This window comes from Nocardia sp. AB354, from assembly GCF_049538315.1.
In the GTDB taxonomy this organism is placed as follows: domain Bacteria; phylum Actinomycetota; class Actinomycetes; order Mycobacteriales; family Mycobacteriaceae; genus Nocardia; species Nocardia nova.
The window spans coordinates 114,029-133,758 of the sequence record NZ_JBMVFU010000012.1 but is presented as its reverse complement, the minus strand read 5'-3'; the positions used below and the strand labels follow the sequence as shown (position 1 = coordinate 133,758).

21 protein-coding genes are annotated in these 19,730 nt (G+C 69.0%); 5 read left to right on the top strand and 16 right to left on the bottom strand.

The genetic code is table 11. The features are described 5' to 3' along the window. Positions 1-74: 74 nt before the first annotated feature. Positions 75-695 carry a riboflavin synthase gene (locus tag ACPCUW_RS19235; RefSeq protein WP_063013367.1) on the bottom strand — a complete coding sequence of 207 codons (621 nt, stop codon included), beginning with the start codon at positions 693-695 and terminating at the stop codon, positions 75-77. 506 nt (positions 696-1,201) lie between these two features. On the opposite strand from ACPCUW_RS19235, the gene ACPCUW_RS19230 reads away from it, so the two are divergent. Further along, positions 1,202-1,672, top strand: coding sequence for a hypothetical protein (locus ACPCUW_RS19230; RefSeq protein WP_030514011.1), 471 nt, complete (start codon positions 1,202-1,204; stop codon positions 1,670-1,672). Here ACPCUW_RS19230 and rpe read toward each other — a convergent pair. After that, complete coding sequence (gene rpe, locus ACPCUW_RS19225; RefSeq protein WP_030514010.1) at positions 1,641-2,306, bottom strand: ribulose-phosphate 3-epimerase; 666 nt, start codon at positions 2,304-2,306, stop codon at positions 1,641-1,643. The genes ACPCUW_RS19230 and rpe overlap by 32 nt on opposite strands. Positions 2,307-2,438: 132 nt before the next feature. Here rpe and ACPCUW_RS19220 point away from each other — a divergent pair, with 132 nt between their 5' ends. Together ACPCUW_RS19220 and ACPCUW_RS19215 are read left to right on the top strand one after the other, a co-directional pair. Then, positions 2,439-2,852, top strand: coding sequence for an ATP-binding protein (locus ACPCUW_RS19220; RefSeq protein ID WP_227462764.1), 414 nt, complete (start codon positions 2,439-2,441; stop codon positions 2,850-2,852). 194 nt (positions 2,853-3,046) lie between these two features. After that, positions 3,047-3,778: an RNA polymerase sigma factor SigF gene (locus ACPCUW_RS19215; protein ID WP_063013420.1), complete on the top strand. Its 732-nt coding sequence runs from the start codon at positions 3,047-3,049 to the stop codon at positions 3,776-3,778. Positions 3,779-3,787: 9 nt separating this feature from the next. Here ACPCUW_RS19215 and ACPCUW_RS19210 read toward each other — a convergent pair whose 3' ends face one another. Next, positions 3,788-4,717, bottom strand: coding sequence for a LysR family transcriptional regulator (locus ACPCUW_RS19210; protein ID WP_423426241.1), 930 nt, complete (start codon positions 4,715-4,717; stop codon positions 3,788-3,790). 103 nt (positions 4,718-4,820) lie between these two features. Here ACPCUW_RS19210 and ACPCUW_RS19205 point away from each other — a divergent pair, with 103 nt between their 5' ends. Beyond that, positions 4,821-6,026 carry a YeiH family protein gene (locus ACPCUW_RS19205; protein ID WP_082976879.1) on the top strand — a complete coding sequence of 402 codons (1,206 nt, stop codon included), beginning with the start codon at positions 4,821-4,823 and terminating at the stop codon, positions 6,024-6,026. 13 nt (positions 6,027-6,039) lie between these two features. Here the strand turns inward: ACPCUW_RS19205 and ACPCUW_RS19200 are convergent, their stop codons facing one another. The 6 genes from ACPCUW_RS19200 to ACPCUW_RS19175 form a co-directional block, all read right to left on the bottom strand. Continuing rightward, a complete protein-coding gene (locus ACPCUW_RS19200) occupies positions 6,040-7,371 on the bottom strand; it encodes an RsmB/NOP family class I SAM-dependent RNA methyltransferase (protein ID WP_423426240.1) in 1,332 nt (443 codons plus the stop codon). Between the two features lie 428 nt (positions 7,372-7,799). Continuing rightward, entirely contained in the window at positions 7,800-8,723 is a 924-nt protein-coding gene (gene fmt / locus ACPCUW_RS19195) for a methionyl-tRNA formyltransferase (RefSeq protein WP_423426238.1), read from the bottom strand. Next, positions 8,724-9,284, bottom strand: a complete 561-nt coding sequence (gene def, locus ACPCUW_RS19190) for a peptide deformylase (RefSeq protein WP_036523470.1) — start codon at positions 9,282-9,284, stop codon at positions 8,724-8,726. 67 nt (positions 9,285-9,351) lie between these two features. Then, complete coding sequence (locus ACPCUW_RS19185; protein ID WP_423426236.1) at positions 9,352-10,374, bottom strand: esterase/lipase family protein; 1,023 nt, start codon at positions 10,372-10,374, stop codon at positions 9,352-9,354. 55 nt (positions 10,375-10,429) lie between these two features. Continuing rightward, a complete protein-coding gene (locus ACPCUW_RS19180) occupies positions 10,430-11,086 on the bottom strand; it encodes a PadR family transcriptional regulator (protein ID WP_369817501.1) in 657 nt (218 codons plus the stop codon). A 99-nt stretch (positions 11,087-11,185) separates the two neighbouring features. After that, entirely contained in the window at positions 11,186-11,767 is a 582-nt protein-coding gene (locus ACPCUW_RS19175; RefSeq protein WP_423426235.1) for a TetR/AcrR family transcriptional regulator, read from the bottom strand. 73 nt (positions 11,768-11,840) lie between these two features. Here ACPCUW_RS19175 and ACPCUW_RS19170 point away from each other — a divergent pair, with 73 nt between their 5' ends. After that, positions 11,841-12,680, top strand: coding sequence for an NAD(P)H-binding protein (locus tag ACPCUW_RS19170; RefSeq protein WP_423426234.1), 840 nt, complete (start codon positions 11,841-11,843; stop codon positions 12,678-12,680). 47 nt (positions 12,681-12,727) lie between these two features. On the opposite strand, the gene ACPCUW_RS19165 is transcribed toward ACPCUW_RS19170, so the two are convergent. The 7 genes from ACPCUW_RS19165 to ACPCUW_RS19135 all read right to left on the bottom strand — a co-directional run bounded on the left by ACPCUW_RS19165 (position 12,728) and on the right by ACPCUW_RS19135 (position 19,563). Beyond that, positions 12,728-15,184, bottom strand: coding sequence for a primosomal protein N' (locus tag ACPCUW_RS19165; protein ID WP_423426232.1), 2,457 nt, complete (start codon positions 15,182-15,184; stop codon positions 12,728-12,730). Positions 15,185-15,258: 74 nt separating this feature from the next. Then, a complete protein-coding gene (gene metK / locus ACPCUW_RS19160) occupies positions 15,259-16,473 on the bottom strand; it encodes a methionine adenosyltransferase (protein WP_063013377.1) in 1,215 nt (404 codons plus the stop codon). A 199-nt stretch (positions 16,474-16,672) separates the two neighbouring features. After that, complete coding sequence (coaBC, locus tag ACPCUW_RS19155) at positions 16,673-17,890, bottom strand: bifunctional phosphopantothenoylcysteine decarboxylase/phosphopantothenate--cysteine ligase CoaBC (RefSeq protein ID WP_423426230.1); 1,218 nt, start codon at positions 17,888-17,890, stop codon at positions 16,673-16,675. 53 nt (positions 17,891-17,943) lie between these two features. Further along, on the bottom strand, positions 17,944-18,219 hold the full coding sequence (gene rpoZ / locus ACPCUW_RS19150; protein ID WP_025350704.1) for a DNA-directed RNA polymerase subunit omega: 276 nt from the start codon (positions 18,217-18,219) through the stop codon (positions 17,944-17,946). A 64-nt stretch (positions 18,220-18,283) separates the two neighbouring features. Continuing rightward, a complete protein-coding gene (gene gmk, locus ACPCUW_RS19145) occupies positions 18,284-18,865 on the bottom strand; it encodes a guanylate kinase (RefSeq protein WP_063013381.1) in 582 nt (193 codons plus the stop codon). Between the two features lie 7 nt (positions 18,866-18,872). Beyond that, positions 18,873-19,193 (bottom strand): integration host factor, actinobacterial type, encoded by a 321-nt coding sequence (mihF, locus tag ACPCUW_RS19140; RefSeq protein ID WP_030513994.1) that lies wholly within the window; start codon positions 19,191-19,193, stop codon positions 18,873-18,875. A 103-nt stretch (positions 19,194-19,296) separates the two neighbouring features. Further along, entirely contained in the window at positions 19,297-19,563 is a 267-nt protein-coding gene (locus tag ACPCUW_RS19135; RefSeq protein WP_423426228.1) for a hypothetical protein, read from the bottom strand. Positions 19,564-19,730: the final 167 nt, after the last annotated feature.

Genomic DNA, 19,730 nt, shown 5'->3' with positions numbered 1-19,730 from the left:
GTGCTCCACTTCGGAATAGGTGCGACTCGAGCCTACTGGGTCGGGTCGCCGATACGACGTCGCGGTTGCTCCGGCTAGCCACGCTGCTGGAGTCGCTCGACGTATTTGGCGATGACGTCGACCTCCAGATTCACGGTGGTGCCGGCGGGCGCGGACCCGAGGGTGGTGAGTTCGCGGGTGGTGGGAATCAGCGAGACCTCGAACCAGTCGCGGTGCCCGGGCTCTCCGGCGTCGTCCACGCCGAGTCCTGAGACGGTCAGCGAGATGCCGTCGACGGTGATCGACCCCTTCTCGACTACATAGCGAGCGAGGTTGTCGGGCAACGAGATTCGCACCACCTCCCAGTTGTCGGAGGGTGTGCGCGACAGGATGACCCCGGTGCCGTCGACGTGCCCCTGCACGATGTGGCCACCGAGCCGGCTGTTCACCGCCGCGGCGCGCTCCAGGTTCACCTTCGAGCCGATGTCGAGTTTGCCGATGCCGGAGCGATTGAGCGTCTCACCCATCACATCAGTGGTGAAGCTGTCACCGTCGACCACGTCGACCACGGTCAGGCAGACGCCGTTGACCGCGATGGAGTCACCGTGGCGGGCATCGGAGGTGACGGTCGCGCCGCGAATGGTGAGCCTGGCCGCGTCCGCGGACCGCTCGGCGGCGACGATCTCGCCCAGCTCCTCGACGATGCCTGTGAACATCCGTATCTCCTGTCAGCCCGGCGCCCACCGCGTCGGGGCGTCCGCTAGCGCAAACGGTGCCGGCGGCCCGGGGTATTCCCCCGTGGGCCGCAGTGTCATCAGCGTAACGACGCGCTGTAGCAGAGCACATCCGGCCGTCCCACCGACCGGTCGCGTCCGGGCATTCGAGACTTTCGGACCGGAAATATGCACTGAACCGGACGCCGTCTCGGCGGCGCGCCGAGCAGGCCGATCGGCGTCCCCGCGATTCGGGGGTACACCGGATACCGAAAAGGAATTGTCGGCAATTTCCGGAGAAATGGAATTCGATTCACGTTTTCACCGGTCGAATATCCGGCTTCTACCGGCCCGGATCGCGGCCGAATTAGATTTGTTACCCACGTGACAGCGAATTCAACCCCGGCGCTTGCACCAGGGCGAATTCGGTAGCAATATTGTTATGCAGTTGATTCCAACAGTTCATTCGATGCCGACAGTTCGGGACAACAACCTCATGGGGGTGTGGCGTGACCACAGTGATCGATACGTCTCTCACGGATCGTTGCGAGCGGTATCGCCGCATTTTCCATCTCCCCGCGACGGTGGACGACGCGGCCCGGCACATCGTTCTCGAAGTCGGGCAGCAATTCGGTGCGGTCACCATGCCGGCCGATCTGGGTGAGCGGGTCTTGCGCCAGCTCACCCAGTCCGGACTCGTCACTCCCGTGGTTCACCATCCGCGCGCGCGGCGGTGGACCTTCATCACCGGCCCGTCGTGCTCCGCCGGCGTCAGCACATCCGTTGCGGCCGAACTGTTCCGGCTGTACACGACCGTCGCGTGCACGGGCAGCCACGTGGTGCTGCCCTCGGCCGAGGACGAACGGACAGGCTATCGAATCTGGGTGCAGACGCCCGACCATCTCGACGCGGTCGTCCCCATGGCCGCGGTCGTGGAGGCCGCGCGGCTCAGCGCCGTGCCGCCTGCTCCGTCGCGATGACCTTCTCGCGCAAGGCTTCCACGGTCGCGGCCGGATCGTCCGTGCCGTAGACCGCGGAACCGGCGACGAAGCAGTCCACCCCGGCCTCCGCGGCGGCTTCGATGGTGTCCATATTGATGCCACCGTCGATTTCGACGACCAGACGCAATTCGCCGCTGTCGACGAGCCGGCGAACCGCGCGCGCCTTCTCCAGCACGTGCGGAATGAACGACTGCCCGCCGAATCCGGGCTCGACGCTCATCACCAGCAGGGTGTCGAAGTCGCGGAGAATTTCCAGATACGGCTCGATGGGTGTGTTCGGTTTCACCGACAATCCGGCCTTCGCGCCGGCGGCGTGGATATCGCGAGCGACCGCGACCGGATCGTCGGTCGCCTCGGCGTGGAAGGTCACGTTGTAGGCACCGGCCTCCGCGTACGGGGGCGCCCAGCGGGCCGGGTCCTCGATCATCAGATGGCAGTCCAGCGGGATGTCGGTGGTCTTCAGCAGGCTCTGCACCACAGGCAGACCCAAAGTCAGGTTCGGTACGAAGTGGTTGTCCATCACATCGACGTGCAGCCAGTCCGCTCCCTCGACGGCGCGTACCTCCTCCGCCAGACGAGCGAAATCAGCGGACAGGATGGACGGTGCGATCATCGGCGACGGCCGGTGAAAGTGGGAATTCGAGGTGGACACAGCGCGTGAGTGTACTGGGTCGATCACACCGGTTTTCGGCACTGTCGACGATTGCGCGACGCGAAGTTGGGTAGCCTTCGTAGGGTGATCAACATGTCGGCTGAAGAGGGACTGCGCAGCACACCCGTCGAAATCGGAGTAGCGGCCACGGTGTCGCAACTGCCCATCGTGCGCGGATTGGCCGAAACACTGGTCCTGCTCAGCGATTTCACACTCGACGAGGTCGCCGACATCCGGCTGGCCGTCGACGAGGCGTGCTCGACGCTGATCGAACTCGCCGTCCCCGGCAGCACCCTGCAGTGCCGCTTCACCGTTGGCGACACCGATCTCCTCGTCCGGGTGGCCGGAATCGCGGCCACCTCGAAACTGCCCGACCAGCGCAGCTTCGGCTGGCATGTACTGCGGACCCTCACCGATGGGATCGAGGTCGCGCAGGAACCCTTCGATTCGGCGATTTCCGGATACCCGACGGTGGTGGAATTTCGCCGGGTCCGGGGGAAGGCGTAGTGGCCGAGCACGACAGCGTGTTCGAGGCCGACGACGCCGAGGACACCGCGGGTACGGCCGCGAGCGGATCCCCTGACGACACCGGCGCCGAGGACGGCGACGGCCGTGCGCACGGCGGCGAGAACACCCCGGACGACGATGAAGACGGCGACGAGGTCGCCGAGGTCACCGGTTCGGTCTCCGGCTACGACGATGTGAATTTGCTGTTCCAGGCACTGTCGGAGGCCGGCGAGGACCGCCGCGCCGAATTGCGCGACGAGTTGATCAACCGCTGTATTCCGCTGGCGGACCACATCGCCCGCAAATTCAGCGGTCGCGGCGAGCCGTTCGACGATCTGACGCAGGTGGCCCGCGTCGGGCTGGTCCACGCGGTCGATCGGTTCGACGTCTCGCGGGGCTCGAACTTCCTGTCCTTCGCGGTGCCCACCATCATGGGCGAGGTGCGGCGCTACTTCCGCGACAACACCTGGGCGATGCGGGTGCCGCGGCGGGTCAAGGAGACCCATCTGCGCATCGGCTCCGCGATCGATTCGCTTTCGCAGTCGCTGGGCCGCTCTCCGACCGCCAAGGAGATCGCCGCCGAACTCGACATCCATCCCGACGAGGTGACCCAGGCCGTCATCGCGGGCAACGCGTATCAGCCCAGTTCCATCGACGCGGTATCGGTGGGCCGCGATACCGAGGCCTCGCTGCTGGACACTCTCGGCGAAGAGGAGTCGCAGTTCGACCGGGTCGAGGAGTACGTGGCGATCCGGCCGCTGCTCGCGGGCCTGCCCGAACGCGAACGGCGCATTCTCACCATGCGGTTCTTCGAATCGATGACGCAGACCCAGATCGCGCAGCGGATGGGGATATCGCAGATGCACGTATCCCGGATTCTGGCGAAAACGCTTGCGCGGCTGCGGGAGCAGAGCGCCCGCGAGTGAGGCCGGCGGTTACGCCGGAGCGGGCGTTCGCGGTGGCGCGGCGCGCTGGGTGTGCACGATGGCCGACACCAGTTGCCCGGCCGGGCCGCCGAGTTTGCGCGGTGGACGCCACACCGCGCGCAGGGTGCGCCGCAGGTCCAGGCCCTCGACGGCGACCGCGCGCAGTTCGCCGCGCTCGAGCTGATCGCCGACCGCGAGGGTGCTGAGGACCGCGGGTCCCACGCCGCCGAGCACGCTGGTGCGGATGGCCGCGGCGCTGCCGAGCTCCAGAAGCGGTTCGGCACGCGGATATTCGGCCAATGCGACATCGAGCGTGCTGCGGGTACCGGAACCGGGTTCACGTACGACCAGCGGTGTCGCGGCCAGTTCGGCGACGGTGAGCGGGATGCGGCGCCGCGCCCACGGATGCCCGGGATCGACCACGACGAGCAGACGATCGTGCGCCACGGTCACATGCGGCAATCCCTCGGGCACGGCCGGCGATTCGACGAATCCCAGATCGCATTCCCCCGCCACCAGCCGATCGCACACTTGTCGCGAATTATGCACCTGGAGATGGACTTTCACATCCGGATGGCCGCGGCGGAACGCGCCGAGCCACCCCGGCAGCAGACATTCCGCGACCGTCATGCTGGCAGCGACGGTGAGTTCGGCCTCCTGATCGGTGCGCAGCGCGGCGGCGGCATCGAGTAGCCGGTCCACATCCGCCAGCACCTCGCGCGCCCAGTGCACGACGACGGTCCCCGCCGGAGTGAGCGTGGAGCCGCGCGGTGAGCGCCGCAGCAGGGCGAGGCCCAGCCGATGCTCCCACTGCCGCACCGCGCGGCTGGCGTTCGGTTGTGCCATGCCGATCGAGCGTGCGGCGGCGCCGAGACTGCCGTGGTCGTCGATGGCGACCAGCAGCTCCAGGAAACCCAGGTCGGGGCGAATATCGGCCATACCGTAATCATATGCATCGGACACAGCCCATATCGCTACGATATGAGTCCGATGCCGTTTCGGCCGCTACCGGACCGCACCGATTCGCGAGACCGTTGTCGTCATGACAAGTCTGGATTCCTCGCGAGCGGCCGGGTCCGCCGACGAAGCGCCTGGTAGCACCGGGCCCGGCGCGCCGGACCGAACCGGAGATACCGACCGCGCGGCCGGTCCGCAGCGCGGCATCGAATCCTCCGGCACGCAGACCTCGGCCCGCACGTCACGACGCCGCCGGCGAGCGTGGCTCGGACCGACCGGATTCGCGGGGCGAGCCCAGCGGCCGGGTGCGCCGGCCGGGGCCGGCATCGTCCCCGGATTGGCCCTGACCGTCGCGATCACAGCTCTCGTGCTGGGCATCGCCCAGTTCACGCCGACGGTCAGTCCGCTACTGCTCGCCATCGTCGTCGGGGCGGTCCTCGCCAATTGCGTTCCCTTGCCGCAGCGGGTGCAGCCGGGGTTGCAGTTCTCGGCGAAGCGGCTGCTGCGTATCGGCGTCGCGCTGCTCGGTCTGCAGCTGACCTTCGCCGACATCCTCGGGCTCGGGCCCGCGGTGATCGCGGTGGTCGTCGCGATCGTCGCCCTCGGAATCGGCGGCACGATGTTCATGGGCCGGCTGCTGGGTCTGAGCTGGACCCAGCGACTGCTGATCGCGTGCGGATTCTCCATCTGCGGTGCGGCCGCCGCGGCGGCGGTGGACGGCGTGGTCGACGCCGAGGACGAGGAAGTGCTCACCGCGATCGCCCTCGTGGTCGTTTTCGGCACGATCATGATCGGCGCGCTGCCCCTGCTGTCGAGCGTGCTGGGCCTCGACGATCGCACCGCCGGGATCTGGGCCGGAGGCGCCGTGCACGAGGTGGCACAGGTCGTCGCGACCGGAGGCGCCATCGGCGGTGCCGCACTGACCGTCGCGGTCGTGGTGAAACTCGCGCGCGTGGTGTTGCTGGCACCGGTACTGGCGGTGATCGGCTGGCAGGTCCGGCGGCGCGAGGACGCCGCGCCCGGCACCCGCAGGCCGCCCCTGATTCCGCTGTTCGTCGTGGCCTTCCTGGCCTGCGCCGCACTGCGCACCACCGGGCTCCTGCCGGAATCGGCACTCGCCACGGCCAAACTGCTTCAGACCGCTCTGCTCACCGCCGCCATGTTCGCCCTCGGCGCGGGCGTACGCCTGGCCGCCCTGCGCCGAGTCGGGCCACGCCCGCTGATCCTGGCGCTCCTGTCGACTGTCTGGGTGGCCGGCGTCGCCCTCGCCGGTGCGGTTCTCGCGGGCTGAGCGGCCCGCGGTGTCAGAGCGGTTTGCGCAGCGCGGCCATGAACATGGCGTCGGTGCCGTGGCGGTGCGGCCAGAGCTGGACGGCGTGACCGTCGCCGATATCGGTGACGCCCGGCAGCAGCGTTCGGGTGTCGAGTTGTTCGGCGTTCGAGCGGCGGACGAAATCGGAGACGACGGAGACGGTTTCGGGCAGGTGCGGGGAACAGGTGGAATACACCACCACCCCGCCCGGACGCAGCAGATCCCATGCGGCGGTGAGCAATTGGCTCTGCAGGGTGGTCAGGTCGCGCACATCGGCCGGGGTGCGCCGCCACCTCGCCTCCGGTCGCCTGCGCAGCGCGCCCAGTCCGGTGCACGGTGCGTCGACCAGGATGCGGTCGTAGCCGGGTTCCAGCCCGGAGTCGCGGCCGTCGACCACATGGACGGTGACCGGGAGGCCGCGAGTCGCCTTGCGCACCAGATCGGCTCGGTGTTCGGCGGGTTCGACGGCATCCACCCGATACCGATCGATATCGGCCAGGGCGCCGAGCAGCGCGGTCTTACCGCCCGGGCCGGCGCACAGATCGAGCCAGCGCCCGCCGTCCTCGCCCAGCAGTGGCGCCCGGGTCAGCGACAATGCGACGAGCTGGCTGCCCTCGTCCTGCACGGCGGCCATTCCCTCGCGCACCGCTTCCAGCTGCCCCGGATCGCCACTGTCCAGGTACACCGCATACGGTGACCAACGCCCTTCCTCACCGCCACTGACCAGGGCCAATTCCTCGGCGGTGATATCGCCGGGCCGTGCCACCAGGTGGACGATCGGCCGCTGGTCGTCGGCGGCGAGCAGATCGCGCAGCTCCCCCGCCCGCGCACCGAGCGCGTCGGCGAAGGCCTGCGCGATCCAGACCGGATGCCCGAATTCGAATGCCATGCGGCCGATCGGATCCGCGGGCGCCAGATCCTCGACCCACTGCTCCGGTGTCCGCGCAGCGGCTCGGCGCAGCACCGCGTTCACGAAACCGGCTTTACCGCTGCCGGATTCGGTACGCACCAGATCGACCGACGTATCCACCGCGGCGTGTGATCCCACTCGGGTCCGCAGCAGTTGATAGACGCCCAAGCGCAGGACGTCGAGCAGCGGGCCGTCGATCTCGGTGATGGGACGTCCCGCGCAGTCGGCGATCACGGCGTCGAGGACCCCCATCGCCCGGCAGGATCCGTAGGCGAGCTCGGTCGCGAAAGCCGCATCGCGCCCGGACAATCCGTATTCCCGCAGCAGGACGGGCAGCACGAGATTCGCGTAGGCGTCACGCTCGCGAACCGCCCGGAGCACGTCCCGGGCGACGAGCCGTGGAGCGTCACCCACCACACCACGGCGTCCTCGAGTCCGGGCTGCGGAGCCACCGGTCCGGCGCGCGGAACCGGAGCCGGCTTCTGGTCGCGACGACTTCTGCTGCCCCGCAGCGGATTTCCTTGCCGATCTCTTCTCGGAGGCCCGTTTCGACGCATCACCGCCGGTCCTTCCGGGGGCGGCACCGTGGGCTCGTCCGGATCCGGCGTCGGCGCGCCCGGCATCGCGAGCACCACTCGCACCGGAGCGGCGGCCGCGGTCGTCCGACGAATCGCGCCCCTCGCCCCGACGAGCCCGAGGGGCGTCACCGCCATGGCTGCCCGAACTTCTCCCCGCGTCGCCGTGCTGCCGAGAGCCGTTGTCCGCCCGGCCTTTTCCTCGGCGCGCATCGTCGGCCGTCCGGCCGTCGCGGTCGGGTCGTTCGCCTCCTCGACGTGGGCCGGTCACTCGACCACCGCGCCGGGCTGCAGGCGGGCACCGCGGGCCCAGTCCAGGGCCGGCATCATCCGCTTGCCCTGGGGTTGCACCTGATCCAAGCGCACGGCCGTGGTGGCGGTGCCGATGTAGACACCGGATTTGCGCACCTCGATCACCCGCTCGGGCAGTTGGTCCTCGACCAGTTCGACCGGCCCGAGTTTCAGTCGCTTACCGTCGATCTGGGTCCACGCGCCCGGCGCCGGCGTAACGGCGCGAATCCGGCGGCCGACCGCCAGCGCCGGTTGATCCCAGCGGATGTGGCCTTCGTCGGCCTCCACCTTGGGCGCATAGGAGATGCCCTCGCCGGATTGCGGCACGGCCTGTACGGTGCCGTCCTCGATGCCGTCGAGGGTGGATTCGAGCAGCTGCGCACCGGAGATCGACAGCCGCTCCAACAGGGATCCGGCGGTGTCGGTGATGCCGATGCGTTCGGTGACCACGCCGTAGACCGGCCCCGTGTCCAATCCCTCCTCGATACGGAAGGTCGAGGCACCGGTGATTTCGTCGCCGGCCAGGACCGCCGCCTGCACCGGCGCCGCGCCACGCCACGCGGGCAGCAGCGAGAAGTGCAGATTGACCCAGCCGTGCCGCGGGATGTCGAGCACCACCCGCGGCAGCAACGCGCCGTACGCGACCACCGGACAGCAGTCGGGCGACAGATCCGTCAGTGCCGCAACGAATTCCGGCTCCGAGGGTTTGCGCGGGATCAGCACCGGAATGCCGTATTCGTCGGCCAGCAGCCCGATCGGCGAGCGCGTGACCTTGCGACCGCGCCCGGCCACCGCATCCGGCCTCGTCACCACCGCCACCACCTCGTGGCGCTCGGATTCGATGAGCCGCCGCAGGGACGGAACGGCCGGTTCGGGAGTCCCCGCGAACACCAGGCGCATCTACTCGCCCCGCCCGGACTCGGGACGGCTGCCGGCGACCTCGGCCGCCGACATCACCGTCTTACCGGCGGCGAACCACTCCGATTCCCGCACCGCGCGCATGGCCTGTTTGCGGGTGGCCGGTTCCAGCCGCTGCAGATACAGCACGCCGTCGAGATGATCGGTTTCGTGCTGCACGCAGCGCGCGAGCAGCCCCTCGGCCTCGAATTTCACCGGCTCACCATGCCTGTCGAGCCCGCGCGCCACCACGCGGTGGGCACGGGTCACGTCGTAGCGCAGCCCCGGAATCGACAGGCAGCCCTCCGGTCCGGTCTGCTCGTCGGTCCCGAGGACCTCGAAGACCGGATTCACCACGTGTCCGGCGGCATCGCCGGTGTCGTAGACGAACACCCGCAGGCCGACCCCGATCTGCGGGGCGGCCATGCCGACGCCGCGACTGGCGTGCATGGTGTCGGTGAGGTCGGTGACCAGCTGCTCGAGTTCCCTGTCGAAGGCGTCGACCTCGTCCGCGCGGGCGCGCAGGACGGGATCGCCGAACAGGCGAACGGGCTGGATTGTCACAGGCACACTCCCGGGCGAGACGACATTGCGGTCGCCCCATTTTACGGGCGGCCGGAAATCCGTTTCGTCAGGAATGCGCGCCCAGGATCACCTCACCGATTCCGGTGCCCAGCGGCACGTAGGCGCAGTGCGGCAGCGGTGCTTGCTCGGGGGCGAGCAGAGTGAGCAGGAGTTGCTGGACGAACGGGTCGTACACCATGTGGAAATGCCCGGTCAGGTCGATCGGGCACAGATCCTGGAGCACGATGTTGCGCGCACCCGGACCGGTCAGGGCGATATTGGTGTAGGGCTGGATCATCTCGTCGACGCGGCTGCCGACCGTGGTGTACCGCACACCGGGGACCGTGTCGCCGCCCGCGTTGAGTTCGCGTATGAACGGCGAGCCCTGGGCCTGCTGAACGGCGGCGAGCGAGGTGACCTGCCGATAGGCGGTCCACAGATTCGGCACGGCATCGGCGAGCGGAACCAGCCCGTACATCTGGCCGCCGTAGCTGGGCGAGGCGAGCCCGATCCACTGATCGACCTCGGGAGCCCCGCCGAGCTTGTCGATGTAGTACCGAGTGATGTTGGCGCCCTGGGAAAATCCGACCAGGTCGACCTTGTCTGCGCCGGTGGCCGACAGGACCCGGTCGACGAAGGCGCCGAACTGTCGCGATGATGCCCACAGATCCTCGGTGCCGTAACTGGTCGCATCCGGTTTGCCCCCGTAGTCCGGGGCGAAGACGCAGAAGCCCGCGGCGACGAGTTGCGGGCCGATACCGCCCCAGTCGGTATAGGCGGTGGCGTCGGTCCCGTGGGCCAGGATGACCGGGCGCGGATGCCGGGCGCTGGGCCGGCAGCTGAAATCGTTGGTGCCCCATGGCGTTGCGCCGGGGTGCGCTTTCAGATAGCGCGAGGCGGTGAGATGGTTGCCCTGCGGTGGTCCCCATTCGGTCGGGACCACCACCGGGCGGGTGTCCGGCGGCGGCGATGCGGGAGGTTCGGCCCAGACATTCGCGCTGCCGCCGAACACCGCCCCGCACGTCGCCACCGCCGCGAACGCCCTACGCCAGGCGAGGCCCCCGTCTCGATGTTTCCGACCTCGTCCCATATTCCGATTGTGCGCCGTCCGGACCGGTACATGCGACGGGCCAACGGTATTCGTTTCACTCGGCCGCGGTGGTGTCGTCGTCGGCGAGGATCCGGTAGATCGAGCGCCGGGCCTCGGTGAGGACCTCGGCCGCCTTACCGGCCTGTTCCGGAGTGCCGGCGCGGGCGACCTGCCCGACCGCACCCATCAGCTGGCCGACCAGTTCGCGCAGGTCCAGCGCCTGGTCGCCGACGCCCTCGCGGACGTCCTGCCAGGGATCGCCCAGTTCGTCGCGATGTTCGGTGACGTACTCGGCGCCCGCGTCGGTGAGTTTGGCGGTTTTGCGACCGGCCACCTTCTCGATGATCACCAGGCCCTCGTCCTCGAGCTGGGACAGTGCCGGGTAGATCGAGCCGGGGCTGGGCCGCCAGATGTCGTCGCTGCGCTCGCGGATCTGCTGGATCAGCTCGTAGCCGTGCATCGGACGTTCCTGCACCAGCAGCAGAATCGCCGCGCGGACATCTCCGCGCCGTCCGCGTCCACCACGGCCGCGACCGCGACCGACATGGCCGCCCGGACCGAATCCGGGTCCGAAATCCGGACCGAACGGCCCGAAGCCGTGTCCGCGCGGGTGGCGACGGAACTGTTCGTGTCCGCCGCGTTCCTGCGGGTCCGGCCGGGGTCCGCGACGGCGGCCTCGACCGAACCTGTCCATGTTCTCCATGCGTTCCATGATTGCCTCCTCGGGCATCGTCTTACGTTGACGCAATCAACGATATATCGGCAATGCATCTTTGACAAGTATGGAACGCACCACAGCGGGTGCGGTGGCTCAGGCGGCGAGCGAACCGATCCAACGCTCCAGCCGGTCGCCCTCCGCGCGCATCAGCTCCGGATCACGAAAAGTGTTGGTGAGCAAGGAGATTCCTTGATAGGAGGCGATCAGCGCGACGGCCAGTTCGCGCGCATCGGTGCGGCCCATCTGCTCGAATTGCCGCTGCACCCAGTCCAGCAGGACGCCCATCACCTCGGCCAGCTCACGCTCCAGACCGTCGGAGCGTTTGTCGAGTTCGGTGGCCAGAGTGCCGGACGGACATCCGTATCGGGCCGCGACATCGCGCCGGTCGACCCAGGACCGGATCAACGCCCGCAGCCGATCGGCCGGCCGGGCTTCCCGGTCGAGTTCGGCAAGGAAGCCCTCCAGGCTGTGGGCGTGAGCCCCGATTGCCGCCTGGATCAGCTGATCCTTGGTCTTGAAGTAGTAGTACACGTTGCCGACCGGCACCTCGGCAGCCCGGGCGATGTCGGCGATCGTCGTCTTCTCCACCCCCTGCCGGTGGAAGACCTCGGCGGCCGCGGCGGCGAGCCGTTCCCGCTTACCGCCGGACCGCTTGCTGTCGACTGAGTTAGTCACACAACTGACTATATACACATCGAAGCTCATGCCGTACCGTCCTGTTAGTCAGTCAACTAACTCAGGAGCGAAGATGATTGTGGTAACCGGAGCGACCGGCAACGTCGGACGACCGTTGGTGCGGATGCTCGCCGAAGCCGGCGAGAAGGTGACTGCCGTATCCCGCCGCCGTCCCGACGACCTCCCCCACGGCGTGCGGCACGTTGCGGCCGATCTGACGAATACGGGCGAGGTCGCGGCGGCCCTCGATGGCGCGGAACAGCTGTTCCTGCTACTCGCGCCGGGATCGCTGGCCGCAGATGTGCCGGGAGTGCTGACCGCGGCACGCGATGCGGGTGTGCGGCGAATCGTCCTGTTGTCGTCACAGGGCGTCGGAACCCGGCCCGACAGCGCCTCGCACGGACAGTTCGGAAAGCAGGTCGAAGTTGCCGTCCAGAACTCGGGACTGGAATGGACCATATTGCGGCCGAGCGGTTTTCAATCGAACGTAGCGATGTGGGCGGACGCGGTACGCACGCAGCGGACGGTCACCGCGCCGTTCGGTGATGTCGCGATCCCCTTCGTGGACCCCGACGATATCGCCGCCGTGGCCGCCACCGCCCTGCGCGAGGCCGGTCACACCGGACGGACCTACGTGCTGACCGGTCCCGCGCCCGAATCTCCGCGCGATCGGGCGCGGGCCCTGGCCGAAACGCTCGGCGAGCCGGTGCGTTTCGTCGAGCAGACAGCCGAGCAGGCGCGCGCGCAACTGCTCACCGTGATGCCCGCCGACGCCGCCGAGACGACCCTGGCGATCATCGGTGCGCCGACGCCCGAGGAACTGCGGGTCAGCGACGATGTCGAGGCGGTCCTCGGCCGTGCACCGCGGCCCTTCTCGGCGTGGGCACGACGCAATATCGACATGTTCCGCTGAACATCACCCCGTGCCCCTGGCCCGGGCACACCGAATTCGCTTGTGCGTCAGCCGATGTCGACCGGATCGATCTGTACCCGCAACGGACCGTCCGAGCGATGACTGCTGCGCACTGCGAGGGCGGCGGCCAGCGAGCGCGACAACTCCGAGCCCGCTCGCCGGTCGACCCGGAGAATCATCCGTTCGACCTCGGCGGGCGCCGCATCGCCGGAGAACGGCGTGCGGGCGCCGGGCGGCAGCGGCACCGGGCCCAGCACCTCGACACCGTCCGGTAGTGCCGTCTCACCGAGGAGTTCGCCGATGGTGGCGGTCGTGCCGTCGACGGCGGCCAGGCGCACCGCGGGCGGGAAGCGAACCTCGGTGCGAGCGGCGAGTTCGTGGCGGGCGTGGCCGATCGGATCCCAGCGCACCAGTGCCTGCACGGTCGGCAGCGACGGTTCGGCCATCACGAGCACCTCACCCGCGGGGCGGACCAGGGCGGCGGCCGACATCCAGCGCCGCAGCGCGTCCTCGGCGGCACGCAGGTCCGCGCGGCCGAGCAGCGCCCAGCCGTCGAGCAGCAGCGCCACCGCGTACCCACCCGGCACGTCGGGTTCGGCTCCGATGGTCGCGACCACCACCTGGGGGCCCTCCGGAACCAAATCCAGCACGGCGGCGCCGCCGGAACCCCGGATCGGCACCCCGGGAAAGGCACGGCCCAATTCCTCCGCGGTGCGCTGGGCGCCGATCACCACCGCCCGCAGTACCCGGGAACCGCACGCGCCGCACCGGAAGGCCGGTTCCACCTTGCCGCACCAGCGACAGCTCGGGCTCTGGGCGATATCGCCGGAACCCTTGCTGCCCAAGGGAACTGCCGCGGGTCGGCGTTCGCCCGCAGCCGTGTCCGAGCGTGCGGGCTCCGGATGCCGCGGGCCGGTATGTTCCGCTCGATGATCCTCGACGGATGTCTCGCCGGCTCGGCCGGCCGCCGTCGCATCATCGGCCGACCGCGTCGATCCACGCCGGGACTGTGCCCCGGCCCGGGAATCGACGGCCCGCCGGGCGTCTCGCCTGCCCCAGGTACCGCTCTCCGGCAGCGAGAGCGGGCCGTTGCAGTGCCGGCAGCGGGCCGGGGTGCGGCATGTCGCGCACGCCAGCGCCGGAACGTATCCGCGCCGTGGGACCTGCACCAGCACCGGGTCACCGGCTGCCAAGGCCCGGCGCGCCGCGGCGAAGGCGGTGCCGGGGATGCGGATCGCGCGCGCCATCGGATCGCGCTCCAAGGCGATATCGCTGTCGCCCGGCGCATGGATTCGAGGAGTGCCGGCGCGCAACGTCTTCCGGTCGGCGATCAGGTCGTGCGCCCATCCGGATTCGACGATGGCCTGCGCCTCCGCGGTCCGCGCGAACCCGGCCACCACGAAGGCCGCGCCGGTGTCGTGGGCACGCAGCATCGCGACCTCGCGGGCGTGCGGATAAGGTGCGCGCGGTTCGGCATAGGTGTCGTCGCCGTCGTCCCACACCACGATCAAGCCCAGTTCCCGCGCCGGCGCGAAGACCGCACTGCGCGTTCCGACCACGACCCGTGCCGTGCCACGCAGCACCGCGAGCCAGCGCCGGTACCGGGCCGCGGGCCCCAGTCCGGCCGACAGGCCCACCACCGAATCCCCTAGCAGGGCAGCACATTCCGCGACGACCCGGTCCAGATCGCGTTGATCCGGAACCATCACGATCGCACTGCGCCCGCTCGCGACCGTGGTGGCCGCCAATTCCGCGAGCCGGCGCGGCCACTGCTCCCCGGGCATCGCCTGCCAGGCCGCGCGCGGGCCGCTGCCCCGGCGCAGCGCGGACAGGAACGAACCGCCGTGCACGTAGTGCGACCAGGCCGGGAAATCGAGCGGAATCTCGGGCAGATCAACGGATTTCGGTTCGGCCGCCTCGGTGCGCGCATGCCGCGGCGGAATCGCCAGCCGCAGTACATCGGCCCGCGTTCCGGCGTAGCGGGCGGCCACGGCCGATACCAGGCGAACGATCTCCGGGGTGAGGACGCGCTCGCCGGACACCACCCGCTGCAGCGGCTGAATCTTTCCGGAATGTTCGGTGCGCGCGCGCCTTTCGAGGATGTATCCGTCGACCAGGCGGCCGGAGAATCGCACCCGCACGCGTACCCCGGGCTGGGCGAGCTCATCCATCTCCTGCGGCACCGAGTAGTCGAAATCGCGGTCCAGATGGGCGGGTTCGAGCAACGGCAGCACCCGGGCGATCGGTTTGTCGAGCCGGGTTTCACCGGCCCCCTTCGCCGTGGTCAGCGGATCCGCGTCGTCCACCGCGTCCGAACCCTGTTCGCCGAGCGACGCCGGCTCCACTGTGTCGTGTTCGGAATGCGGCGATAACTCCTTCACCGCAACGGATTCCGGGTCCGGGAGTGATTCACGGGCCACGTCGGGAGTCTTCTCTTCCGGCGATATATCCGGAACCTCGGGGATGTCGGAGGATGGCGGCGCCGCGGACGACGAGCCGGGCATGCAAACGGCGCCCTCCGTCGGAACGGAGGGCGCCGTCGGTGCTACCGCTTCGGCCACGGCAGGCGCGGACCCGGTCAGAGACCGGCGGCCGCGCGCAGTTTGTCGGCGCGGTCGGTGCGCTCCCACGGCAGGTCGATGTCGGTGCGGCCGAAGTGGCCGTAGGCGGCGGTCGGCGCGTAGATCGGCCGCAGCAGATCCAGATCACGGATGATCGCACCCGGGCGCAGGTCGAAGACCTCGCTGATCGCCTTCGAGATCTGCGCCGGACCGACCTGCTCGGTGCCGAAGGTCTCGACGAACAGGCCCACCGGGGCGGCCTTGCCGATCGCATAGGCCACCTGGACCTCGACCCGGTCGGACAGGCCGGCGGCGACGACGTTCTTGGCCACCCAGCGCATGGCGTAGGCCGCCGAGCGGTCCACCTTCGACGGATCCTTACCGGAGAAGGCGCCACCACCGTGACGGGCCATACCGCCGTAGGTGTCGACGATGATCTTGCGCCCGGTCAGGCCGGCATCGCCCATCGGTCCGCCGAGGACGAACTTGCCGGTGGGGTTGACCAGCAGCCGGATATCGGAGGTGTCGAGCGGGTTGGGCAGTTCCAGATCGGCCAGGACCGCGTCGACGACCTTCTCGCGGATATCGGGCGCGAGCAGGTTGTCCAGGTCGATATCCGCCGCATGCTGGGTCGAGAGCACGACCGTGTCCAGCCGGACCGGACGGTCGCCCTCGTATTCGATGGTGACCTGGGTCTTGCCGTCCGGGCGCAGGTATGGCAGCACGCCGGACTTGCGGACCTCGGTCAGCCGCCGCGAGAGCCGGTGCGCCAGCGCGATCGGCAGCGGCATCAGCTCGGGGGTCTCCTTGGTGGCGTACCCGAACATCAGGCCCTGGTCACCGGCGCCCTGGCGTTCGATCTCGTCGTCGGAGCCGCCGACACGCGCCTCGTGCGAGTGGTCGACACCCTGGGCGATATCGGGCGACTGCGCGCCGATGGCGACGTTCACGCCGCAGGAGGCGCCGTCGAAGCCCTTCGCCGACGAATCGTAACCGATCTCGAGCACCTTCTCGCGGACGATGGTCGGAATATCGGCATAGGCCTCGGTGGTGACCTCACCGGCGACGTGCACCTGACCGGTGGTCACCAGGGTCTCGACCGCCACCCGGCTGTGCGGGTCCTCGGTGAGCAGCGCGTCGAGGATGGAATCGCTGATCGCGTCACAGATCTTGTCCGGGTGACCCTCTGTGACGGACTCACTCGTGAATAGCCGGCTACCGGACGTGCGCACAGTTGTTCCCTCTCCCTCAACGGGTTTCTCATGTCGGGATGCGACAGTAGCGGCATCGCGTCACCGCACAACCCTTTACCTCAGACTATTCCAAACTTGCCACGGCCGGGCGGAGCACCGGCGTTCGGCCTCCGCGGCGGCCGCCACGGCTGTGCGGACCGCGTCGCCACCACGGCGGCGCGGCCGAATCATTTGGGGCTCAACGCAACAGTGGGCCCAGCGCATCGAGCACCCGGCTGGCGAGCAGCGCCTTGGAACCGTGATCGAGCGACTGTTCGGTGCCGTCGGCGCCGAGCAGCCAGCCGTCGTTGTTGTCGACTTCGAACGCCTTACCCTCGCCGACGGCATTGACCACCAACAGGTCACAACCCTTACGAGCCAGTTTCGCCCGCGCGTGGGTCAGGACGTCGCCGTGTTCGTCGCCGGTCTCGGCGGCGAAACCGACGATCGCCAGGCCGCCGAGCTGCCCGTCGCGGCGCGCCTGCACCAGCCCGGCCAGGATGTCGCGATTCTTGGTCAGTTCGATCGAATTCGGCTCGTGCGCACCCTTTTTAATTTTCGCGGCGGCCACGTTGACCGGCCGGAAATCGGCGACCGCGGCGGCCATGATGACCGCGTCGGCGCCCACGGAGTGCTTGTCGACGGCCGTGCCCATCTGCTCGGCGGTCGTCACGTGCACGACCTCGACCGCGGCGGGCGGCTCCAGGCCGATGGTGTTGCCGGCGATCAGGGTGACCTGGGCGCCGCGCTGAGCGGCCACGCGGGCCATCGCATAGCCCTGTTTGCCGGAACTACGGTTGCCGAGGAACCGGACCGGATCCAGCGGTTCGCGCGTGCCACCGGCGGAGACGACGACGCGGCGGCCCTCCAGATCGCGCGGCAGCGCGTCGGAGCGCTCGAGCAGCAGCGAGGCCAGCGCGAAGATCTCCTCCGGCTCGGGCAGCCGGCCCGGACCGGTGTCGGCGCCGGTGAGGCGCCCGGAGGCCGGTTCCATCACGGTCGAACCGTGGGCGCGCAGCGTGGCGACATTCGCGATCGTGGCCGGATGCTCCCACATTTCGGTATGCATCGCGGGAGCGAACAGCACCGGACATCGGGCGGTGAGCAGTGTGGCGGTGAGCAGATCGTCGGCGCGGCCGGAGGCGGCGCGCGCCATCAGATCGGCGGTGGCCGGGGCGATGACCACCAGATCGGCCTCCTGGCCGAGGCGCACATGCGGCACCTCGGGCACGTCGGCGAACACCCCGGTCTGCACCGGATTGCCCGACAGTGCCTCGAAGGTGGCCTTACCGACGAACTGCAGCGCGGACTCGGTGGGAATGACTCGGACGTGGTGCCCGGTCTCGGTGAACTTGCGCACCAGCGAGCACGCCTTGTAGGCGGCGATCCCGCCGCCCACGCCGACAACGATTCGCATCTGAATCAAGCCTCTTCGGTCCGGTGGAGAGACAGCGGGTTACGACCGCAGGGTCACTCGCCCTCGGTGTGTTCGAGCAGGTCGGAGTGGATCTCGCGCATGGCGACCGAGAGCGGCTTCTCCTGCAGGCCCGGCTCGACCAGCGGACCCACGTACTCGAGGATGCCGTCGCCGAGCTGGTTGTAGTAGTCGTTGATCTGACGCGCCCGCTTGGCCGCGTAGATGACCAGCGCGTACTTGGACGACGTGCGCTCGAGCAACTCGTCGATCGGCGGGTTGGTGAGGCCGACCGGGGTGTCGTAGGCGGGCACGGTCTTGGTGTCGCTCACTAGGGAGGCTCCTGCGGGTCGATGGGGAGTTGCTGTTCGAGAGGAGTTCGCGGATCGCCCGCGGTCATCTCGAATTTGTGCTAACGAACAACGATACCAACTGCTCACAGGCAGTGGTCACGTCGTCGTTCACGATCACGATGTCGAACTCGTCACAGGCGGCGAGTTCGGTCTTCGCGGTGGCGAGCCGGCGCTCGATCACCTCGGGTGATTCGGTGCCGCGGCCGGTCAGCCGGGCCACGAGTTCCTCCCAGCTGGGCGGGGCCAGAAAGACCAGCAGCGCCTCGGGCATCGCCGCTCGGACCGAGCGGGCGCCGGCGAGGTCCACCTCCACCAGGACCGGTTTCCCGGCGGCCAGTGCCGCCTTCACCGGTGCGGCCGGGGTTCCCGACCGTTGCAGGCCGCCGTGAATGTCGGCCCATTCGAGTAGTTCGCCTTCTTCGATCATGGCGTCGAAGTCGGCGCGGGTCACGAACCGGTAGTCGCGGCCGTCGACCTCCCCGGGCCGGGGGGCCCGGGTGGTGGCCGACACACTGAACACCAGTTCCGGCAGCCGTTCCCGGACGCAACGGACCACGGTGGACTTGCCGACGGCCGAGGGGCCGACCAGTACTACCAGCCGACCCTTCTGAGTGTGTTCGACCACCCTCGGATCAGGCTTCGAAGTCGAACTTCGCCAGCAGCGCCTTGCGCTGCCGGTCGCCCAGGCCCCGCAGGCGGCGGGTCGGCGCGATCTCCAGCTCGCTCATGATCTCGGCCGCCTTGACCTTGCCGACCTTGGGCAGGGCCTCCAGCAGCGCGGATACCTTCATCTTGCCGAGGACCTCGTCGGTCTCGGCGTCCTTCAGGACCGTCTTCAGGTCAGTGCCGCCACGCTTCAAGCGCTCCTTGAGCTCTGCCCGAGCGCGGCGAGCGGCAGCCGCCTTCTCCAAAGCAGCGGCGCGCTGCTCGTCAGTCAGCTGGGGAAGGGCCACGGTTCCTCCGTCTCATCGTTCATTGCTAGATCTACCTCCGGTAACCCGGTGGTCTCAGCGACCGTACCCACGCGGCGCGCCGATTGCGAACCCACCCCCCAGGTCAGCGCCCGATTCGGGCATTCGAGCCCGTTACCGGGCAGGTCACGCGGCTGATTGCGCCACGTCGTGGCACCGGTCCGGAGATTTTCTTCACCATGCCGGTGACCTGGGCATATCCCGATTCCGACGGCTTCCCCGCCGGATTCGAGTCCGGCCGGATGCGACCGTAACCGACCCGTAATCGCGCGACCTGGAACTTTCTGAAAATTCTCCGCGTGTCGCGAATTTTTCCCCAGCGTGTCGCGGCGTGGCGCGGCGTGGCGAGCACTCTCGGCACCGGTCGGCGATGTGCGCGACGGGGCCGTAAGACGGCCCGGAAGGGCCGCTGAGCCGGAAAAACACGCGCGTGTAACTTCCACCCGGGAACGAGCACGGATGCGCGCGAACGGGCCGCAAACGCAAACAGACCGGTCGTTTTCCGAGAGGCGGCCGGCT

What these genes read in the sequence shown, in the direction of transcription:
- ACPCUW_RS19185 (WP_423426236.1), bottom strand. Translation starts at nt 10,374, where the DNA reads ATGGGACGAGGTCGGAAACATCGAGACGGGGGCCTCGCCTGGCGTAGG.
- ACPCUW_RS19165 (WP_423426232.1), bottom strand. Translation starts at nt 15,184, where the DNA reads ATGCCCGGCTCGTCGTCCGCGGCGCCGCCATCCTCCGACATCCCCGAG.
- ACPCUW_RS19235 (WP_063013367.1), bottom strand. Translation starts at nt 695, where the DNA reads ATGTTCACAGGCATCGTCGAGGAGCTGGGCGAGATCGTCGCCGCCGAG.
- rpe (WP_030514010.1), bottom strand. Translation starts at nt 2,306, where the DNA reads ATGATCGCACCGTCCATCCTGTCCGCTGATTTCGCTCGTCTGGCGGAG.
- ACPCUW_RS19170 (WP_423426234.1), top strand. Translation starts at nt 11,841, where the DNA reads ATGATTGTGGTAACCGGAGCGACCGGCAACGTCGGACGACCGTTGGTG.
- ACPCUW_RS19180 (WP_369817501.1), bottom strand. Translation starts at nt 11,086, where the DNA reads ATGGAACGCATGGAGAACATGGACAGGTTCGGTCGAGGCCGCCGTCGC.
- ACPCUW_RS19210 (WP_423426241.1), bottom strand. Translation starts at nt 4,717, where the DNA reads ATGGCCGATATTCGCCCCGACCTGGGTTTCCTGGAGCTGCTGGTCGCC.
- ACPCUW_RS19205 (WP_082976879.1), top strand. Translation starts at nt 4,821, where the DNA reads ATGACAAGTCTGGATTCCTCGCGAGCGGCCGGGTCCGCCGACGAAGCG.
- ACPCUW_RS19220 (WP_227462764.1), top strand. Translation starts at nt 2,439, where the DNA reads ATGTCGGCTGAAGAGGGACTGCGCAGCACACCCGTCGAAATCGGAGTA.
- fmt (WP_423426238.1), bottom strand. Translation starts at nt 8,723, where the DNA reads ATGCGCCTGGTGTTCGCGGGGACTCCCGAACCGGCCGTTCCGTCCCTG.
- coaBC (WP_423426230.1), bottom strand. Translation starts at nt 17,890, where the DNA reads ATGCGAATCGTTGTCGGCGTGGGCGGCGGGATCGCCGCCTACAAGGCG.